Raw genomic sequence first — 18482 nt, 5'->3', positions numbered from 1 at the left:
CCGCCATGACCGACACCAACGGAGAGTCCCAGTTGACCAGCCACCGCTCCGGACGCGGACCGCGCCTGCGCGGTCTGCTCGCCGCCGCCCTGGCCGCCACCGTCGGCGTGCCCGCGCTCGCGGTTCTGCCGGCCGCGGCCCAGCCGATCCCGTCCACACCGAGCGCGCTCGCCGCCAAGGCCGAGACCCGGGTCGTCGAACAGCTCCAGAAGAAGGACCGGGCCACCTTCTGGGTGCAGCTCGCCGACAGGGCCGACACCACGGCCGCCCGGAAATCGACGACCAAGGCCGGGCGGGGCCGCTCGGTCCTCAAGGCCAAGACCGCGTACGCGGACAAGACGCAGGCCGGGCTGAAAGCCCTGCTGAAGAAGTCCGGAGCGCGCTACGCGTCGTACTGGATCAGCGACACGATCAAGGTGACGGGCGCCGACAAGGCGCTCGCCGACAAGATCGCCGCCCGTGCCGACGTCGTCGCGATCCAGTCCGACGACCCGATCGAGCTGCCCGACCCCATCGAGGGCACGCAGGAGGCCACGGTCGACGGCGTCGAGTGGAACGTCGACCGGATCGGCGCCACCAAGGTGTGGGACACGTACCAGGACCGCGGCGAGGGCATCGTCGTCGCGAGCATCGACACCGGCGTCGACCACAAGCACCCGACGCTGTCCGGGAGTTACCGGGGCCGCAAGGCCGACGGGACCTACGACCACGCGTACAACTGGTTCGACCCGACCGGCAACTGCGACCGGGCGGGCGTGACCGGCCCCTGCGACGACAACGGCCACGGCACCCACACCATGGGCACGATGGTCGGCGACGACGGCGCGGGCAACAGGATCGGTGTCGCGCCCGGCGCCACCTGGATCGCCGCGAAGGGCTGCGGCACCGCCGACTGCACCCGCGCCGACCTGCTCGCCGCCGGTCAGTGGCTGCTCGCCCCGACCGACGAGGACGGCCAGAACCCGCGCCCCGACCTGGCCCCCGACGTGATCAACAACTCGTGGGGCGCCGCCGTACTCGACCAGTGGTACGAGGCGACGGTGCAGGCCTGGCGGGACGCGGGGATCTTCCCCGCCTTCTCCAACGGCAACGACGGCCCGTCCTGCGACACGGCAGGCTCCCCGGGCGCGTACGCGAACACGTACTCCTCCGGCGCGATCGACGCCAACAACCGCATCGCGTCGTTCTCCTCGCGCGGCACCGGCTCCGACGACGGCATCAAGCCGAACATCGCCGCGCCCGGCGTGAACATCCGCTCGGCCGCACCGAACGGCAAGTACCAGTACCTGTCGGGTACGTCGATGGCCTCGCCGCACACCGCGGCCGCCGTCGCCCTGATCTGGTCGGCGGCGCCCGCGCTGCGCGGCGACGTCACCGCCACCGAGGCACTGCTCAACCGGACGGCCATCGACACCGACGACACCTCGTGCGGCGGCACGGCGGCGAACAACAACGTGTACGGCGAGGGCCGCCTCGACGCGTACGCCGCCGTCACCGGCGCCCCGCGCGACCACCTCGGCGCCCTGCACGGCGCCGTGACCAGCGGCGGCGACGCGGCCGCGGACGCCCAGGTCACCGTCGACGGACCGGTGCACGCGACCGTGCGCACGGACAAGGACGGCGCGTACACCTTCCCGCGGCTGACCGCGGGCGAGTACAAGGTCACCGCCGAGAAGTTCGGCTACACCACCGACACGGCGACGCTCACCGTCACCGAGGGCGCGACCGCCGACCACGACGTGGCCCTCGCCCTCGCCCCGACCGGCAAGGTGACCGGCACCGTCACCAGCGCGTCCGGCCGCGAGGCCGACGTGGCGTTCAAGGTGCAGGGAACGCCGGTGCGGGCCACGTCCGGCGCCGACGGCGGCTACACGATCACCCTGCCCGTGGGCAGCTACGACATCCAGGTGCAGCCGCTCGACCACTGCGCGGCCGCGACCTCGCTGAGCGTGGACGTGACGCGGGACGGACTCACCAAGGACCTCGACCTGGCCTCTCGCACCGACGGCGCCGGCACCACCTGCCGGGTCACCGCCGACGAGGCGTTCCCGACGGGCGACACGAGCCTCGGCATCGACGAGTCCTCGACGGGCGCCGGCTACCGCAAGGTCGACCTGCCGTTCCCCGTCGCCCTGTACGGCCGCACCTACACCCAGGCGTGGATCTCCCACGACGGCATGCTGACCTTCGGCTACCCGAACCTGACCGGCGCCAACACGGCCCTGCCCAGCACGGCCGCTCCGAACGGCTCGCTGTACCCGTTCTGGGACAACCTGCTGGTCGACCAGGACTCCGAGGTCTACTGGGCGGTGCGCGGCACCGCCCCGCACCGCGAGTACGTCGTCGAGTGGCGCGACATGCTGATCGCCCGTGACGCCCCGAACCAGCGGATCACCTTCTCCGCCGTGATGGGCGAGGACGGCACCTACTCGTTCCACTACAAGGACATCGACGCCACCGAGCGCGGCGACGAGAAGGGAGCGGGCGCCACCATCGGCGCCGAGAACCACGAGGGCACGACCGCCTTCCAGTACGCGCTGAACCAGACGTCCGTCCGCGACGGCATGGCGATCGACTTCAGCCCGGCCGGTTACGCCGTCGCCTCCGGCAAGGTCACCGACGGCAACGACGGCAAGCCCGTCACCGGCGCCACCGTCACCCTCACCAAGGCGGGCACGAAGGTCGGCACGGCGGTGCCCGGCGCCGACGGGTCGTACCTGATACAGATCCCGGTGACCGGCTCCGCCGACTACCAGGTGACGATCGCCGCCCCGCACTACGAGACGGTGACCCGCACCCAGACCCTCCAGGGCCTGTCCGTGCTCTACACCCCGGCCGCGCTGCCCACCGGCGCCGTCACGGCCGACGACCCCGACGGCTGGAAGCTGGTGGTCCCCGTCGGCCAGACCTGCGAGCGGACCCTCACGCTGAGCAACGCGGGCTCGGCCGCCGACTACACCGTGAAGGAGAAGAGCGGCAAGACCTGGATCAGCGCCTCCCCGGCCGCCGGACGGCTCGACGCGCAGGGCGAGCAGAAGATCACGCTCACCTTCGACACCACGAAGGCCACTTCCGGCACCGTGCTGACCGGCACCCTGGTCATCACCACGGAGAGCGGCCGCGCGCCGGTCACCGAACTGCCGCTGACCGTCGTCGTCCCCGCCTACCGGGCGGCCCTCGACGCGGGCCAGGACACGGACCCCGTGACCGACCCGAGCGGTGACACCTGGAACCCGGACCGGGCCCACACCGACGGCTCCTACGGCTTCCTCGGTGACGGCACGGAGACGGTGACGACGAGCAAGACCGTCACCGGCACCGACACCCCGAAGCTGTTCGGCACCGCCCGCCTCGGCGCCGCCGGCTACCGCTTCGACCACCTGCCCAACGGCACCTACCAGGTCGAACTGGGCTTCGCCGAGCTCTCCGGTACCAAGCCGGGCCGCCGCGTCTTCAGCGTGACGGCGGAGGGCGCGGAGAAGGTCTCCAACATCGACATCGCCCTGGAGGCCGGCGGTGGCTACAAGGCGCTGACCAAGACCTTCACGGTCAAGGTCACCGACGGGCAGCTCGACCTCGGCTTCACCCCGGTCACCGGGAAGCCGCTGGTCAACTCGGTCCGCGTCACCCAGCGGCCCGACCTCGGCTGACCCTTCCCCGCCGTGTGAGGGCCCGTTCCACAGGGGAGAGCGGGCCCTCACGCAGGTCACATCGGCTGCGGCCGCTCCCGCACCAGCCACTTCTCCGCGTACGCCACCGCGTCCGCCACCGGGAACAGCCGGGTCCGGGCCGCGCCCACCCGGCCGCGTACGACCGTCGGGGTGTCCCGCTCGAAGTCGGCGCCGAGTTCGTCGAAGCGGTCGGCGCTGATCGCCACCTCGGTCACCGGCTCCCAGCCCGCGGGGCCCGGCCGCCCGGCGTCCTGGACCTGGAACGGGATGCGGTACTCGGCCAGATGGAAGCAGGTGCACGCGTCGAAGCCCGCCCCGAGCAGCAGCACCCGAGCCCCCAGTTCCTCCAGTCGGGCCAGCGGGCTGCGCTCGCCGAGCCGGCAGTCCGTGGCGTGGCCTTCGGCCACCGCGGCCGCACGCGGGCCGAGCGCGGCGAACGAGGTGTGCGGATGCGCGCTGCGCAGGGCGCCGGGCCAGGTCCGTACGGTCTCGGGCACGATCCCCACGCCGCGGCTCGCCGTGGTCGCCGGGTCGTACACCGGCATCGTGGCCCGCACGGCTTCCCACCACTCCCGGGGGACCGGCGGATTGCCCCAGCCGGCCGGATCGGTCAGATCGCCGGACTGCGTGGGCACGACGAGGGTGCCCGTGGCGCCGAGTGCGTCGCGCAGGGCCTGGACGACGGCGACCGCGCCGCCGTTGACCCAGCCGAGGCTGCTGAGCGAGGTGTGCACGAGGAGCGTCTCGCCGGGCGAGACGCCCAGTGCGCGCAGGTCCGCGGCGAGTGAGGACCGGGTGACGAGCGGACCGTCGGGCAGGGGTGTGGGCATGGCCGGAAGTGTCCAACGCAGCGCGGGGAGGGCGCCATGGAATTACCTGCCCCGAGCTGGGGGTTCTGATCGATCAAAGATCGTTTCCGCAGGTCACGCCCGGTATCCACTTAGGTAGACCTAAGTGATGCACGGCACCGTGCGGTGATCACCACGCCGCTTGTCAGGGTCTGAGGAATTACGCAACAATGGCGTTGTGAAAAACGTCGGCGAGGCTCAGGAGGCTCCTACGGGGGCCCCGCACGAGGAGCTCGCGACCGGAGAGCGTTCGACACGCAACCGCGTCGCGCGCTCCATCCTGGACCACGGCCCGTCGACCGTCGCCGACCTCGCCACCCGCCTCGGCCTCACCCAGGCCGCCGTCCGCCGCCACCTCGATGCACTCGTCGCCGACGACGTCGTGGAGCCCCGGGAGCAGCGCGTCTACGGGACCCGCACCCGCGGCCGCCCCGCCAAGGTGTTCGCGCTGACCGACTGCGGGCGGGACGCCTTCGACCAGTCCTACGACAAGCTGGCCGCCGAGGCGCTGCGCTGGATCAAGGAGCGCGCGGGCGGGGACGAGGCACTCGTCTCCTTCGCCCGCGCCCGGATCGCCGCGCAGGCCGCGCCCTACAAGGCGGCGATCGAGGCCGCGGCCCCCGAGGAGCGGGCCCAGGCCCTGGCAAAGGCCTTGAGTGCGGACGGGTACGCTGCTACGGCGCGTAGCGCGCCCCCTCCCCACAGAGGCGAGCAGCTCTGCCAGCACCATTGCCCGGTCGCCCACGTCGCCGAGCAGTTCCCACAGCTCTGCGAGGCCGAGACCGAGATGTTCTCCCAGATCCTCGGTACTCACGTGCAGCGGCTGGCCACCATCGCCCACGGTGACGGCGTCTGCACGACGTTCATCCCCCAGGGCACCCAGCACACCCCCAAGACCAACACCAACGCATCTGCAAGCACCGCCGGGAGGAACCCCGCATGACTCTCCCCATCGAGGAGACTGCCCACCCTGAGCTCGAAGGCCTGGGCAAGTACGAATACGGCTGGGCGGACTCCGACGAGGCCGGTGCCTCTGCCAAGCGCGGTATCAACGAGGACGTCGTCAAGGACATCTCCTCGAAGAAGTCCGAGCCGGAGTGGATGACCAAGCTCCGCCTCAAGGGCCTGAAGCTGTTCGACAAGAAGCCCATGCCGAACTGGGGCTCGGACCTGTCGGGCATCGACTTCGACAACATCAAGTACTTCGTGCGCTCCACGGAGAAGCAGGCGGAGTCCTGGGAGGACCTGCCCGAGGACATCAAGAACACGTACGACAAGCTCGGCATCCCGGAGGCGGAGAAGCAGCGCCTCGTCGCCGGTGTCGCGGCCCAGTACGAGTCCGAGGTCGTCTACCACCAGATCCGTGAGGACCTGGAGGAGCAGGGCGTCATCTTCCTCGACACCGACACCGCCCTCAAGGAGCACCCGGAGCTCTTCAAGGAGTACTTCGGGACCGTCATCCCGGCCGGTGACAACAAGTTCGCCGCGCTGAACACCGCCGTGTGGTCGGGCGGCTCCTTCATCTACGTGCCGAAGGGCGTGCACGTCGAGATCCCGCTCCAGGCCTACTTCCGTATCAACACGGAGAACATGGGCCAGTTCGAGCGGACGCTGATCATCGTTGACGAGGACGCCTACGTCCACTACGTCGAGGGCTGCACCGCGCCGATCTACAAGTCGGACTCGCTGCACTCCGCGGTCGTCGAGATCATCGTGAAGAAGGGCGCCCGCTGCCGCTACACGACGATCCAGAACTGGTCGAACAACGTCTACAACCTGGTCACCAAGCGCGCCGTGGCGTACGAGGGCGCGACCATGGAGTGGATCGACGGCAACATCGGTTCCAAGGTCACCATGAAGTACCCGGCCGTCTACCTGATGGGCGAGCACGCCAAGGGCGAGACCCTCTCCATCGCCTTCGCGGGCGAGGGCCAGCACCAGGACGCCGGCTCCAAGATGGTCCACATGGCGCCGAACACGTCGTCCAACATCGTCTCCAAGTCGGTGGCGCGCGGCGGCGGTCGTACGTCGTACCGCGGCCTCGTCGAGATCGGTGAGGGCGCCGCCGGATCGAAGTCCAACGTGCTCTGCGACGCGCTGCTCGTCGACACCATCTCCCGCTCCGACACGTACCCGTACGTGGACGTGCGCGAGGACGACGTGTCCATGGGCCACGAGGCGACCGTCTCCAAGGTCTCCGAGGACCAGCTCTTCTACCTGATGAGCCGCGGTCTGAGCGAGTTCGAGGCCATGGCGATGATCGTGCGCGGCTTCGTCGAGCCGATCGCCAAGGAACTGCCGATGGAGTACGCGCTCGAGCTCAACCGGCTGATCGAGCTCCAGATGGAAGGCGCGGTGGGCTAGGACCCGCAAGGGTCCCGACCGCCGTCTCCATCACGCCACTTACGTACGAAAGAGAGCACTACGACAGCCATGGCTGAGGCTCAGAACATCCCTGCGGGGTCCACGACCGCGGGCGCCGTCGCGGTCGCCGCCGAGTCGACCGTCGCCACGCGCATGAGCGCGCCCCCGTCCTACGACGTGCAGGACTTCCCCGTCCCGCACGGCCGTGAGGAGGAGTGGCGGTTCACGCCGCTGGAGCGGCTGCGCGGTCTGCACGACGGCACCGCCACCGCGACCGGCGACGGTGTGAAGGTCGACGTCGAGGCCCCCGCGGGCGTCACTGTCGAGCTGGTCGACCGTGACGACGCGCGCGTCGGCAAGGCCGGCAAGCCCGTCGACCGCATCGCCGCGCAGGCCTACTCGTCCTTCGAGAAGGCGTCGGTCGTCTCGGTGCCGAAGGAGACGGCTCTGACCGAGCCGATCCGCATCCGCGTCCACGGCGAGGGCGGTGTGGCCTACGGTCACCAGGTCATCGAGCTGGGCGCCTTCGCCGAGGCCGTCGTCGTCATCGACCACACCGGTGAAGCGGTGCTCGCCGCCAACGTCGACTACCTGCTGGGCGACGGCGCGAAGCTGACCGTCGTCTCCGTCCAGGACTGGGACGACAAGGCCGTCCACGTGGCGCAGCACAACGCGCTCGTGGGCCGCGACGCCTCCTTCAAGTCGGTCGTCGTCACCTTCGGCGGCGACGTGGTCCGCCTGCACCCGCGCGTCGACTACGCGGGCACCGGCGGCGAGGCCGAGCTCCTCGGCCTGTACTTCACCGACGCCGGGCAGCACCAGGAGCACCGCCTCCTGGTCGACCACACCGCCCCGCACTGCAAGTCGAACGTCGTCTACAAGGGCGCGCTCCAGGGCGAGCAGGCGCACGCCGTGTGGATCGGTGACGTCCTCATCGAGGCCACCGCCGAGGGCACGGACACGTACGAGATGAACCGCAACCTGGTCCTCACGGACGGCGCGCGGGTCGACTCGGTGCCGAACCTGGAGATCGAGACCGGCGAGATCGTGGGAGCGGGACACGCCTCCGCGACCGGCCGCTTCGACGACGAGCAGCTCTTCTACCTGATGGCCCGCGGTATCCCGGCCGACGAGGCGCGCCGCCTGGTCGTGCGCGGCTTCTTCGCCGAGCTGGTCCAGCAGATCGGTGTCGCCGACATCGAGGAGCGCCTCCTCGAGAAGATCGAGGCCGAGCTGGAGGCCACGGTCTGATGGCCTTCCTACGCGCCTGTGGGCTGAGCGAGCTGGAGGAGGACACCCCGAAGCGGGTGGAACTCGACGGCACGCCGGTCTCGGTCGTCCGCACCGAGGGCGAGGTGTTCGCCGTCAACGACATCTGCTCGCACGCCAACGTCTCGCTCTCCGAGGGCGAGGTGGAGGACTGCCAGATCGAGTGCTGGCTGCACGGCTCGGCGTTCGACCTGCGCACCGGCAAGCCCTCCGGCCTCCCGGCCACCCGCCCCGTGCCCGTATACCCCGTGAAGATCGAAGGGGGCGATGTTCTCGTGGACGTCTCCGCCTCCCTCACCCAGGAGAACTGAAGTCCCCATGGCAACGCTTGAAATCAAGGACCTGCACGTCACCGTCGAGGCGGACAACGCCACGAAGGAGATCCTCAAGGGCGTCGACCTGACCGTGAAGCAGGGCGAGACCCACGCGATCATGGGTCCGAACGGCTCCGGCAAGTCGACCCTCGCGTACTCGCTGGCGGGTCACCCCAAGTACACGATCACCTCGGGCACCGTCACCCTCGACGGCGAAGACGTCCTGGAGATGTCCGTCGACGAGCGCGCCCGCGCCGGCCTCTTCCTCGCCATGCAGTACCCGGTCGAGGTCCCCGGTGTCTCGGTCTCCAACTTCCTGCGCACCTCGGCCACGGCCGTGCGCGGCGAGGCCCCCAAGCTGCGGCTGTGGGTCAAGGAGGTCAAGGAGGCCATGGAGAAGCTCTCCATGGACCCGTCCTTCGCCGAGCGCAACGTGAACGAGGGCTTCTCCGGCGGTGAGAAGAAGCGCCACGAGATCCTCCAGCTGGAGCTCCTCAAGCCGAAGATCGCGATCCTCGACGAGACCGACTCCGGCCTGGACGTCGACGCCCTGCGCATCGTCTCCGAGGGCATCAACCGCGTCCGTGAGAACGGCGAGGTCGGCACCCTCCTCGTGACGCACTACACGCGCATCCTGCGCTACATCAAGCCCGACCACGTGCACGTCTTCGCGGGCGGCCGCATCGTCGAGTCCGGCGGCGCCGAGCTCGCCGACCAGCTCGAGGCCGAGGGCTACGACAAGTACGTGAAGGGTGGCGCATCCGCGTGACACAGCTGCCGGGCCTCCTCGACACCGAGGCGATCCGCAAGGACTTCCCGATCCTCGACCGGGTGCTCCACGACGGCAAGAAGCTCGTGTACCTGGACAACGCGGCGACCTCGCAGACGCCGCGCCAGGTCCTCGACGTCCTGAACGAGTACTACGAGCAGCACAACGCCAACGTCCACCGCGGCGTGCACGTGCTGGCCGAGGAGGCCACGGCGCTGTACGAGGGCGCGCGCGACAAGGTCGCCGCGTTCATCAACGCGCCGAGCCGCGACGAGGTCATCTTCACGAAGAACGCCTCGGAGTCGCTCAACCTCGTCGCCAACATGCTCGGCTGGGCCGACGAGCCGTACAAGGTCGACCACGAGACCGAGATCGTCATCACGGAGATGGAGCACCACTCCAACATCGTTCCGTGGCAGCTGCTGTCGCAGCGCACCGGCGCGAAGCTGAAGTGGTTCGGCCTGACCGACGACGGCCGCCTGGACCTGAGCAACATCAACGAGGTCATCACCGAGAAGACGAAGATCGTTTCGTTCGTTCTCGTGTCGAACATCCTCGGTACCCACAACCCGGTCGAGGCCATCGTGCGCCGCGCCCAGGAAGTCGGTGCCCTGGTCCTGATCGACGCCTCGCAGGCCGCCCCGCACATGCCGCTCGACGTGCAGGCGCTGCAGGCCGACTTCGTGGCCTTCACCGGCCACAAGATGTGCGGCCCGACGGGCATCGGCGTCCTGTGGGGACGGCAGGAACTCCTGGAGGACCTGCCCCCGTTCCTCGGCGGCGGCGAGATGATCGAGACCGTCTCGATGCACTCGTCGACGTACGCGCCCGCGCCGCACAAGTTCGAGGCGGGTACGCCGCCGATCTCGCAGGCCATCGGCCTCGGGGCGGCGATCGACTACCTGAACTCGATCGGCATGGACAAGATCCTCCGCCACGAGCAGGCGCTCACCGAGTACGCGGTGAAGAAGCTCCAGGAAGTCCCGGACCTGAAGATCATCGGCCCGACCACGGCCGAGGACCGGGGCGCCGCGATCTCCTTCACGCTCGGCGACATCCACCCGCACGACGTGGGCCAGGTCCTCGACGAGCAGGGCATCGCGGTCCGGGTCGGTCACCACTGCGCACGGCCGGTCTGCCTGCGGTACGGAATTCCTGCGACCACGCGAGCGTCGTTCTATCTGTACTCCACGCCCGGCGAGATCGACGCGCTGGTCGACGGCCTGGAGCACGTACGGAACTTCTTCGGGTAGAAGGCTGGGACTGTGAAGCTGGATTCCATGTACCAGGAAGTCATCCTGGACCACTACAAGCACCCGCACGGGCGTGGTCTGCGTGATGGCGACGCCGAGGTGCACCACGTCAACCCGACGTGCGGCGACGAGATCACGCTGCGCGTGAAGTACGAAGGCGAGCAGATCGCCGACATCTCGTACGAGGGCCAGGGCTGCTCCATCAGCCAGGCCTCGGCCTCCGTGCTCAACGACCTGCTCGTCGGCAAGGAGCTCGACGACGCGCAGAAGATCCAGGAGACCTTCCTGGAGCTGATGCAGTCCAAGGGCCAGATCGAGCCGGACGACGCGATGGAGGAGATCCTGGAGGACGCCGTCGCGTTCGCCGGGGTCTCCAAGTACCCGGCCCGAGTGAAGTGCGCGCTGCTCAGCTGGATGGCGTGGAAGGACGCGACGGCTCAAGCCTTCGCGGAGGAGGCGAAGACCGCATGACCGAGAACGCTGTTGAGATGAAGCCGGCCTCCGAGGAGGAGGTCCGCGAGGCGCTGTACGACGTCGTCGACCCCGAGCTGGGCATCGACGTCGTCAACCTGGGCCTGATCTACGGCATCCACATCGACGACGCGAACATCGCGACGATCGACATGACGCTCACGTCCGCGGCCTGCCCGCTGACCGACGTCATCGAGGACCAGGCGAAGTCCGCCACGGACGGCATCGTCAACGAGCTCCGGATCAACTGGGTCTGGATGCCGCCGTGGGGCCCGGACAAGATCACCGACGACGGCCGCGAGCAGCTCCGGGCGCTCGGGTTCAACGTCTGATCCCGGTACGTACCTGATCCCCGTACGCGCTTGAACGCCGTACGTGGACGAACGGCCCCGCCTCCTGATGCACAGGAGGCGGGGCCGTTTTCGTACGCGATTCTCAGACGCCTTCAAGTGCCCCCTCAGCACCGCCCGCGACCGTGGCCGGATGAGCGTCTGTGCACCCGTACGTCCCCTGTTCGTCTTCCCCGACGCCCAGTTCGTCCACGTCGTACGGGACGGCCGGGACTGCGCCGGGTCGCTGCTGCGGATGCCCTGGTGGCGGAGGCTCGACTGCGCGGGATCTGCGGGTCCTGGGGGAGTCCTGCGTTCCCGAGACGAGCGAGCCGTACCGGATGGCCGGGGCCGCGGTGCTCGCGCGCAAGACCTGGCACGTGCACACGCGCGGCGAGCTCGTGTCCCGGGCCGGGACCTGGCGGACCAGGCCGACGCCCGACCGGATACGGCTCTGCGACGCCGTGCTGGGGGACCGGCTGGCCGGACACGGCTACGAGCCGGCCGGCAGTGTGCGCCCCGACCCCGCCGAGCTCGCCCGGTACCGGAAGGTGGCGGGCCTGCGGCGGGCCGCGTACGCCAAGCGGCGGATCGTCGACCGGGCGGTGCGGATGCGCGAGCGCGGCGCCGTCGACCACCGGGCGGTCGCGCAGCCGGCCCCGCCCGCGTTGTGTACGGATGTACGCAACGATATGTACACTCGTACACATGGGATACGTTCTGCTGGCCGGCGCCATCGCCGCCGAAGTGGCCGCCACCACGGCCATGAAGTACAGCGAGGGTTTCAGCAGGCTCTGGCCCTCCCTGATCACCGTCTCCGGGTACGTGATCGCGTTCGCGCTGCTCGCACAGACCCTGAAGACCGTGCAGATCGGCACCGCGTACGCGATCTGGGCCGGCGTCGGCACCGCCGTGATCGCCGCGATCGGCATGGTCTTCCTCGGTGAGGGGCTGACCCCCGCCAAGGCCGCCGGGATCGTGCTCGTCATCGGCGGTGTCGTGCTGCTCAATCTCGGAGGGGCGCACTGATGGCCGCGGCCCGGCGTTACGACCCCGAGCGGCGCCAGCGGATCATCGACGCCGCGATCCGGGTGGTGGGGGCGAAGGGACTCGCGGGGCTCAGCCACCGCAGCGTGGCCGCCGAGGCCGATGTGCCGCTCGGCTCGACCACGTACCACTTCAAGACGCTCGATGAGCTGATGGTCGCCGCGCTGCGGCAGGCCAACGAGGGGTTCGCGAAGGTCGTCGCCGCGCGCGGCACCTTCCAGGACCCGGGCCTCGACCTCGCCGACGAACTCGCCGGGCTGCTCGGCGAGTGGCTCGCGGGCGAGCGGATGGGCGTGGAGCTGGAGTACGAGCTGTATCTCGCGGCGCTGCGGCGGCCCGCCCTGCGCCCCGTCGCCGCCGAGTGGTGCCGGGAGCTGGCCGAGGTCATCGCCGTGCGCACCGACCCCGTCACCGCACGGGCCCTCGTCGCCCTGATGGACGGGATCTGCCTCCAAGTGCTGCTCACCGACGGGGAGTACGACGCCGGGTACGCCCGCGAGATGCTGGGCCGCCTGATCCCCTGAGAAATCCCTGTGGAACCGTGAACCCTCGGAAGGGCTGCGGGGAACAACGGGTGACACGCTCGACACCCACCCGCGGACGGAGCCCCAGTGACCGGACCCCCAGTGCCCGCTCTCGACCCCGATGACGACGGTCTCGCCATCGGCCGGTCCCTGGAACAGCCCGAGCTGTTCGCGCGGCTCTACGACCGGTACGCGCCCGACATCCACCGGTACGCGGCCCGCCGCCTCGGCACGGACGCGGCCGACGACATCACCGCGGAGACGTTCCTGACGGCGTTCCGGGTGCGCGGCCGCTACGACACCGCGCGGGCCTCGGCCCGGCCGTGGCTGTACGGCATCGCCGCACACCTCATCGGCAAACAGCGCCGCAAGGAGGTCCGCGGGCTGCGGGCCCTCGCGCGGACCGGGCAGGACCCCGTCGCGGCCGGCTGGGTCGAGGACACCGCGGAGCGGATCGCCGACCGGGCGCCGCTCGCCGACGCCCTCGCTTCGCTCTCCGCCGCCGACCGGCACGTCCTGCTGCTCGTGGCCTGGGCCGATCTGACGTACCAGGAAGTCGCCGAGGCACTCGGCATACCGGTCGGGACGGTCAGGTCCCGGCTGAACAGGGCTCGCCGCAAGGTGCGGGCGGCGCTGGGCCCGGACCCGGTGTTCATGAGCGAGATGGCGGAGGTGGCCGGGCCGTGAAGGAGCATGTGGACGAGATGCGGGACGTACGCGACTTCCGGGCCGGTGCACCGGCTCCCGACCGGGGCCTGCTCGCCCCGGGCCGCGACCGGCTCGTCGCCGCGACACGAGCGGGCCGGGGCCGCGGACTGCGCGCCGACTGGCGGCTCGCGGCGGCGGGGGCGGCGGCCGCGCTGACGGCGGTCGCGGTCCTGGCCACCGGCATCGGCGAAAGCGGCGGGGGCGGCGGCGCGGACCGTGCGAAGCCCGCGGCGACGCGGACGGTGCAGGGCACGGCGGGCGAGGTGCTCGAACGGGCCGCGGACACCGTGGCCGGGGGAGCGCCGATGCCGACGCCCCGCGTCGGCCAGTGGATCTACACGAAGACGCTCTTCGACGCCGCCGGCGGCTCGGTCAAGGGCGGGACAGCGGGCGAGAAGAAGAAGCCGGAGACCCGTGAGTCGTGGCTGCGGTACGCGGATCCGAACTTCGAGAACGGCAAGGAGGGCGACGACCGCTCACCGCGCGAACGTCTCGCGTTCCTGAAGGCGCTCCCGGACGACCCGGCCGCCGTGCTGAGGAAGGTCCGCGCCTACTACCCCTCGGGCCAGGGCAACAAGGAGTCCGAGGCCGAGCACGACCTGCGGGCGCTGACCGTGCTCCTGGAGTCCCAGCCGATGCCCCCCGCCGCCCTCGCGAAGCTGTACCGGGCGCTGGCCGCCGTCCCCGGCATCCAGGTCGATCACCACCTCGGACGTGATCTCGCCGGCCGGGACGCATTCGTCCTCAGCGTCGACCAGGGCGGAACGACGCTGCGCCGGGAGCTCCTGATCGGGGCGGACACATACCGGTTCCTGGGGGAACGACGCGTCGTGCCCGACACCTTCAAGCAGGGGTCCGAGGGCGGCGACCTCCCGCCCGACGGGATGGGGAAGCCCGGCGACGTCCTGCTGCAGGAGACGATCGTGACCGCCGCGGTCGTCGACCACCACGGCGACCGCTCCTGACGTGCCGCGGGGGCGGCGCCCGGCACCTGAGACGCCGCCCCCACGGGTTCGCCCGAACAGGGCCCCGCCGATTAAGTTGGGCCCCATGACCGACACGACCACCTCCACCGCACCCCGCTCCACCGGCGCCGTCGCCGCCGGCCTCGCCACCGTCACCGCCGATGGCACCGTCCTCGACACCTGGTTCCCGGCGCCCGAGCTCGTCGCCGAGCCCGGCCCGGCCGGTACCGAGAAGCTCACCGCCGAGAAGGCCGTCGAGCTGCTCGGCGAGGGCGCCGCCAAGGCGATCGGCCCGGACGCCCGTCGCGGCGTCGAGGTCGTGGCCGTCCGTACGGTCATCGGCTCGCTCGACGACAAGCCGCTGGACGCGCACGACGCGTACCTGCGCCTGCACCTCCTGTCGCACCGCCTGGTCAAGCCGCACGGCCAGAACCTCGACGGCCTGTTCGGCCTGCTCGCCAACGTCGCCTGGACCTCGCTCGGCCCGGTCGCCGTCGACGACGTCGAGAAGGTCCGCCTGAACGCTCGCGCCGAGGGCCTGCACCTCCAGGTCACCTCGATCGACAAGTTCCCGCGCATGACGGACTACGTCGCCCCCAAGGGCGTGCGCATCGCCGACGCCGACCGGGTCCGCCTCGGCGCGCACCTCGCCGCGGGCACCACGGTCATGCACGAGGGCTTCGTGAACTTCAACGCCGGCACGCTCGGCACGTCGATGGTCGAGGGCCGCATCTCCGCCGGCGTCGTCGTCGGCGACGGCTCGGACATCGGCGGCGGCGCCTCCACGATGGGCACCCTCTCCGGCGGCGGCAACGTCCGCATCGTCATCGGCGAGCGCTGCCTCGTCGGCGCCGAGGCCGGCGTCGGCATCGCCCTCGGCGACGAGTGCGTCGTCGAGGCCGGCCTCTACGTCACCGCGGGCACCCGCGTGACGATGCCCGACGGCCAGATCGTCAAGGCCCGCGAACTCTCCGGCGCCTCGAACATCCTCTTCCGCCGCAACTCGGTCACGGGCACCGTCGAGGCCCGCCCGAACAACGCGGTGTGGGGCGGCCTGAACGAGGTTCTGCACAGCCACAACTGACGCAACGCACCAGGCAGACGGCCCGCACCGGACACCCGGTGCGGGCCGTTGTCGTCGGGGCGGGAGAAAGATGCGCCGGGGTGGCATAGCGGGGGGCGTTCACAGGCGTCACCAAGGTCAGAAGCACCACAACGGTGGTGGGGGAAGTGAAGGTGACGATGGATGCCGTGCACGACGAGGGCGCGGAGAGCTTCCGGGAGTTCGTGGCGAACCGGTCGACCGCGCTGCTGAAGACGGCCGTGCTGCTGAGCGGGGGCGACCGGCACGCGGGCGAGGACCTGTTGCAGAACGCGCTGATCAAGGTCGCGGGGAAGTGGAACCGCGTCGAGGACCCCGAGGCGTACGTGCGCCAGGTGCTCTACCGGCAGCAGGTCGGCCGGTGGCGGCTCAAGTGGCCGAAGAGGGAAGTGAGTTATGGGCAGGTGCCGGACGGTGCCGCCAGTGAAGGGGGTACGGCCTCCGCCGAGCTGCGGGTCGTCGTGCGCGAGGCGCTCGGGCGGCTGACCGCCCGGCAGCGGACCGTGCTGGTGCTGCGCTACTTCGAGGATCTGCCCGAGGTGGACGTGGCCCGTCTGCTGGGCATCTCGGTGGGCACCGTGCGCTCCACCACCCACCGCTCCCTGGCCCGGCTGCGCGGTCTCGCGCCCGAGCTGGCCGCGCTCGGCCCGGCCGACGCCGAGCAGCCGCCGTCCCGTGACTACGCGCCCGTGGAGGTGCGCCCGTGAACGTCGACGAACTCCTCAAGGAGGCGCTGCGCGAGCAGGCCGACAGCGTCGAACCCGCACCCGCCGACTTCGCCGACCGGGTGCTCGCGACGCGGCGCAGGCGGCACGGACGCACCGTCACGCTGGCGGCGGTGGCGGTGACCGCCGTGATCGCCGGGGCCGTCGTGGTGCCGCAGATCGGGGGCGGCGAGGACGTCAGGCCCGCCGGGGTGACCGGTACGCAGGACGTCATCGCGCACCCGGACCAGTCGCCGCCCAAGGACGTGATCGCGGCCGGGCGTACGGCGCTGGCGTCCTTTGTCACGTACAAGACCGTCGTGTACAAGAACGGGGACGGCATCAGGGAGCGCATCTACGGGGTCATCGACCCGACGACCAAGACCTACCGCAAGACCACCCGGTGGTCCTGGCTGAGCGTCGCTCCGGGGCTGCGCACCGCCGCCGTCCTGGAGAAGGACGTGCCGGCCAAGCGGATCGGGCTGCTCGACCTGGCCACGAACAAGGTGAAGCGGTGGATCCCGGTGGCGCGGGGGGCCGCCGGGCTCGCCTTCTCACCCGACGGCAGCAAGCTGGTCGCCACGACCTACGCGAAGGACCCGGACCGTCTCTACAAGCGGAACCGGGTCGACGACGGCAGCGGCAAGATCATGCCGGGGCCCGACTTCCAGTCGACCAGGACGGGCTTCGCCGTCGTCGACCTCAGGACCGGACACAGCGACTGGCACGAGGTCACCGAGAACGAGGACACCAACGCCCGGCAGGACTTCGAGTTCAACGCCGACGGCACGCTCGTGCACGCCGGTGTGATGACGGGCGGTGTCCCCGAGCAGTACTTCGATCTCAAGGGACGCAAGGCGGCCGTGCCCGCCGGCGAGCGCCACGTCGAGTGGTACATCGAGGCGGGACTCTCCCCGAACGGCAAGCTGGTCGCGGGCGACTTCGCCGGCAAGGGCGACGAGATCGCCGTGGCCGTGAACGACGCGCGCACCGGCAAGGTCGTCGAGAAGCTGCCCGCGCAGCAACTCGTCGCCTGGGCCGACGACAAGCGGGTCGTCGCCTGGGGCTGCGACCCCAAGCGGTGCGACGGCACGGGGGAGTTCCACAACCAGCTGCTGCTGATCACGCTGGGGACCCACAAGGTCGTCCCGCTGAGCGACTTCCGCAAGGCGTCGGCCGACTACCCGGGGCGCTGGTCGCCCCAGTTCACGAGGCGCTGACCAGCGCGTCGTACGCCGCGAGCAGCCCGTCGGCCACACCGTGGCCGGCGGGCAGCAGGGGTGCCCGGACCGTTCCGCCGCCCGGCAGGCCGAGTGCGGCCAGGAGGGCCTTCACGGTGACGGTGCCGGGCAGTCCTGCGCCCATCGTCAGGTCGGTGAGCGGGATCGTGAGCCGTTGGCGGCGGGCGGCCCCTGCGGTGTCGCCGGCGTCGTAGGCGTCCAGGATCGCCCGGAAGGCACCCGGCACCGCGTTCGCGACCGTCGAGACGTAGCCGGCGCCGCCGAGCGCGTACAGCGCGAGCACGTACTCGTCGCAGCCCGTGTAGTACGCGAGACCGGTGGCCGCCATCACCTTCTGCGTGCCGAGCAGGTCGTACGCGCAGTCCTTCACGGCGACGATCCGGGGATGGTCCGCGAGCCGGATCATGGTCTCCGCCTCGATGCGGGTGCCGGTGCGGCCCGGGATGTCGTACAGCATCACGGGCAGATCCGTGGCGTCCGCGACGGTACGGAAATGGGCCTCGACGGCGTCCTGCGGCGGGCGGCTGTAGTAAGGGCTGACCGCCAACAGGCCGTCGGCGCCCGCCCGTTGGGCCTGTCGGGCCAGTGCGATGGTGTGCGCGGTGTCGAAGGTGCCGACGCCCGCGAGGACGGTGGCCCTGCCGCCCACCGCCTCCCGCACCGCCCGCACCAGGTCCGCCTTCTCGGCGTCGGACGTGGTGGGGGACTCCCCGGTGGTGCCGGACAGGACGAGCCCCTCGCAGCCCTCGGTCACCAGACGGTCGGCGAGCTTCTGCGCGGAGCCCAGGTCCAGGGCGCCGTCGGCGGTGAAGGGGGTGACCATGGCACACAGGGCGCGCCCGAACGGGGTTGTCGTCATGAGGAGAGTGTCGGCCGCACCGCGTTGAAGCTCCACTTAAATCT

General features: G+C 70.7%; 18 protein-coding genes. 16 read left to right on the top strand and 2 right to left on the bottom strand.

Going from position 1 to position 18482, the window contains the following annotated elements; all coding sequences use genetic code 11:
• The first annotated feature begins 5 nt into the window (after positions 1-5).
• Positions 6-3650, top strand: coding sequence for a S8 family serine peptidase (locus J3486_RS29170; RefSeq protein WP_207825585.1), 3645 nt, complete (start codon positions 6-8; stop codon positions 3648-3650).
• Positions 3651-3706: 56 nt separating this feature from the next.
• Here the strand turns inward: J3486_RS29170 and J3486_RS29165 are convergent, their stop codons facing one another.
• Positions 3707-4501 carry an aminoglycoside N(3)-acetyltransferase gene (locus J3486_RS29165; protein ID WP_207825583.1) on the bottom strand — a complete coding sequence of 265 codons (795 nt, stop codon included), beginning with the start codon at positions 4499-4501 and terminating at the stop codon, positions 3707-3709.
• A gap of 196 nt (positions 4502-4697) precedes the next feature.
• On the opposite strand from J3486_RS29165, the gene J3486_RS29160 reads away from it, so the two are divergent.
• From J3486_RS29160 to J3486_RS29090, 15 genes are all read left to right on the top strand, one after another.
• Complete coding sequence (locus J3486_RS29160; protein WP_207825580.1) at positions 4698-5462, top strand: metalloregulator ArsR/SmtB family transcription factor; 765 nt, start codon at positions 4698-4700, stop codon at positions 5460-5462.
• Positions 5459-6883 (top strand): Fe-S cluster assembly protein SufB, encoded by a 1425-nt coding sequence (sufB, locus tag J3486_RS29155; RefSeq protein WP_207825578.1) that lies wholly within the window; start codon positions 5459-5461, stop codon positions 6881-6883. Before J3486_RS29160 ends, sufB begins: the two co-directional genes overlap by 4 nt.
• A gap of 69 nt (positions 6884-6952) precedes the next feature.
• Positions 6953-8134, top strand: a complete 1182-nt coding sequence (gene sufD / locus J3486_RS29150; RefSeq protein WP_207825576.1) for a Fe-S cluster assembly protein SufD — start codon at positions 6953-6955, stop codon at positions 8132-8134.
• On the top strand, positions 8134-8463 hold the full coding sequence (locus J3486_RS29145; RefSeq protein ID WP_207825574.1) for a bifunctional 3-phenylpropionate/cinnamic acid dioxygenase ferredoxin subunit: 330 nt from the start codon (positions 8134-8136) through the stop codon (positions 8461-8463). Before sufD ends, J3486_RS29145 begins: the two co-directional genes overlap by 1 nt.
• A 7-nt stretch (positions 8464-8470) precedes the next feature.
• The gene (gene sufC, locus J3486_RS29140) at positions 8471-9235 is read left to right on the top strand and encodes a Fe-S cluster assembly ATPase SufC (RefSeq protein WP_207825572.1); all 765 of its coding nucleotides are present in this window, start codon (positions 8471-8473) and stop codon (positions 9233-9235) included.
• Positions 9232-10488 carry a cysteine desulfurase gene (locus J3486_RS29135; RefSeq protein WP_207825570.1) on the top strand — a complete coding sequence of 419 codons (1257 nt, stop codon included), beginning with the start codon at positions 9232-9234 and terminating at the stop codon, positions 10486-10488. Before sufC ends, J3486_RS29135 begins: the two co-directional genes overlap by 4 nt.
• A 12-nt stretch (positions 10489-10500) precedes the next feature.
• Complete coding sequence (sufU, locus tag J3486_RS29130; protein ID WP_207825568.1) at positions 10501-10959, top strand: Fe-S cluster assembly sulfur transfer protein SufU; 459 nt, start codon at positions 10501-10503, stop codon at positions 10957-10959.
• Positions 10956-11291 (top strand): metal-sulfur cluster assembly factor, encoded by a 336-nt coding sequence (locus J3486_RS29125; protein WP_018533312.1) that lies wholly within the window; start codon positions 10956-10958, stop codon positions 11289-11291. The genes sufU and J3486_RS29125 overlap by 4 nt, the downstream gene beginning before the upstream one ends.
• A gap of 705 nt (positions 11292-11996) precedes the next feature.
• Positions 11997-12317, top strand: coding sequence for a multidrug efflux SMR transporter (locus J3486_RS29120; RefSeq protein ID WP_207825566.1), 321 nt, complete (start codon positions 11997-11999; stop codon positions 12315-12317).
• Entirely contained in the window at positions 12317-12859 is a 543-nt protein-coding gene (locus J3486_RS29115; RefSeq protein WP_207825563.1) for a TetR/AcrR family transcriptional regulator, read from the top strand. Before J3486_RS29120 ends, J3486_RS29115 begins: the two co-directional genes overlap by 1 nt.
• 87 nt (positions 12860-12946) lie before the next feature.
• On the top strand, positions 12947-13546 hold the full coding sequence (locus J3486_RS29110) for an RNA polymerase sigma factor (protein WP_207825561.1): 600 nt from the start codon (positions 12947-12949) through the stop codon (positions 13544-13546).
• Complete coding sequence (locus tag J3486_RS29105) at positions 13543-14532, top strand: CU044_5270 family protein (protein ID WP_207825559.1); 990 nt, start codon at positions 13543-13545, stop codon at positions 14530-14532. Before J3486_RS29110 ends, J3486_RS29105 begins: the two co-directional genes overlap by 4 nt.
• 85 nt (positions 14533-14617) lie before the next feature.
• Positions 14618-15616, top strand: a complete 999-nt coding sequence (gene dapD, locus J3486_RS29100) for a 2,3,4,5-tetrahydropyridine-2,6-dicarboxylate N-succinyltransferase (protein ID WP_207825556.1) — start codon at positions 14618-14620, stop codon at positions 15614-15616.
• Positions 15617-15774: 158 nt separating this feature from the next.
• Positions 15775-16341: a SigE family RNA polymerase sigma factor gene (locus J3486_RS29095; protein ID WP_207825817.1), complete on the top strand. Its 567-nt coding sequence runs from the start codon at positions 15775-15777 to the stop codon at positions 16339-16341.
• A complete protein-coding gene (locus J3486_RS29090) occupies positions 16338-17558 on the top strand; it encodes a WD40 repeat domain-containing protein (RefSeq protein WP_207825555.1) in 1221 nt (406 codons plus the stop codon). Before J3486_RS29095 ends, J3486_RS29090 begins: the two co-directional genes overlap by 4 nt.
• Here the strand turns inward: J3486_RS29090 and dapA are convergent.
• Positions 17545-18438, bottom strand: a complete 894-nt coding sequence (gene dapA, locus J3486_RS29085) for a 4-hydroxy-tetrahydrodipicolinate synthase (protein WP_207825553.1) — start codon at positions 18436-18438, stop codon at positions 17545-17547. The two genes, J3486_RS29090 and dapA, sit on opposite strands and share 14 nt — an antisense overlap.
• Positions 18439-18482: the final 44 nt, after the last annotated feature.

The sequence above is a fragment of the Streptomyces sp. VRA16 Mangrove soil genome, assembly GCF_017377775.1.
Lineage (GTDB): Bacteria > Actinomycetota > Actinomycetes > Streptomycetales > Streptomycetaceae > Streptomyces.
Note: the sequence above shows the minus strand (reverse complement) of the source record. Positions and strands in the feature narration are given on the sequence as shown.

Excerpts from the sequence above, each read along its gene's own strand:
- J3486_RS29170 (WP_207825585.1), top strand. The coding sequence starts at position 6 with ATGACCGACACCAACGGAGAGTCCCAGTTGACCAGCCACCGCTCCGGA.
- J3486_RS29165 (WP_207825583.1), bottom strand. The coding sequence starts at position 4,501 with ATGCCCACACCCCTGCCCGACGGTCCGCTCGTCACCCGGTCCTCACTC.
- sufB (WP_207825578.1), top strand. The coding sequence starts at position 5,459 with ATGACTCTCCCCATCGAGGAGACTGCCCACCCTGAGCTCGAAGGCCTG.
- sufD (WP_207825576.1), top strand. The coding sequence starts at position 6,953 with ATGGCTGAGGCTCAGAACATCCCTGCGGGGTCCACGACCGCGGGCGCC.
- J3486_RS29145 (WP_207825574.1), top strand. The coding sequence starts at position 8,134 with ATGGCCTTCCTACGCGCCTGTGGGCTGAGCGAGCTGGAGGAGGACACC.
- sufC (WP_207825572.1), top strand. The coding sequence starts at position 8,471 with ATGGCAACGCTTGAAATCAAGGACCTGCACGTCACCGTCGAGGCGGAC.
- J3486_RS29125 (WP_018533312.1), top strand. The coding sequence starts at position 10,956 with ATGACCGAGAACGCTGTTGAGATGAAGCCGGCCTCCGAGGAGGAGGTC.
- J3486_RS29120 (WP_207825566.1), top strand. The coding sequence starts at position 11,997 with ATGGGATACGTTCTGCTGGCCGGCGCCATCGCCGCCGAAGTGGCCGCC.
- J3486_RS29115 (WP_207825563.1), top strand. The coding sequence starts at position 12,317 with ATGGCCGCGGCCCGGCGTTACGACCCCGAGCGGCGCCAGCGGATCATC.
- dapD (WP_207825556.1), top strand. The coding sequence starts at position 14,618 with ATGACCGACACGACCACCTCCACCGCACCCCGCTCCACCGGCGCCGTC.
- J3486_RS29095 (WP_207825817.1), top strand. The coding sequence starts at position 15,775 with ATGGATGCCGTGCACGACGAGGGCGCGGAGAGCTTCCGGGAGTTCGTG.
- dapA (WP_207825553.1), bottom strand. The coding sequence starts at position 18,438 with ATGACGACAACCCCGTTCGGGCGCGCCCTGTGTGCCATGGTCACCCCC.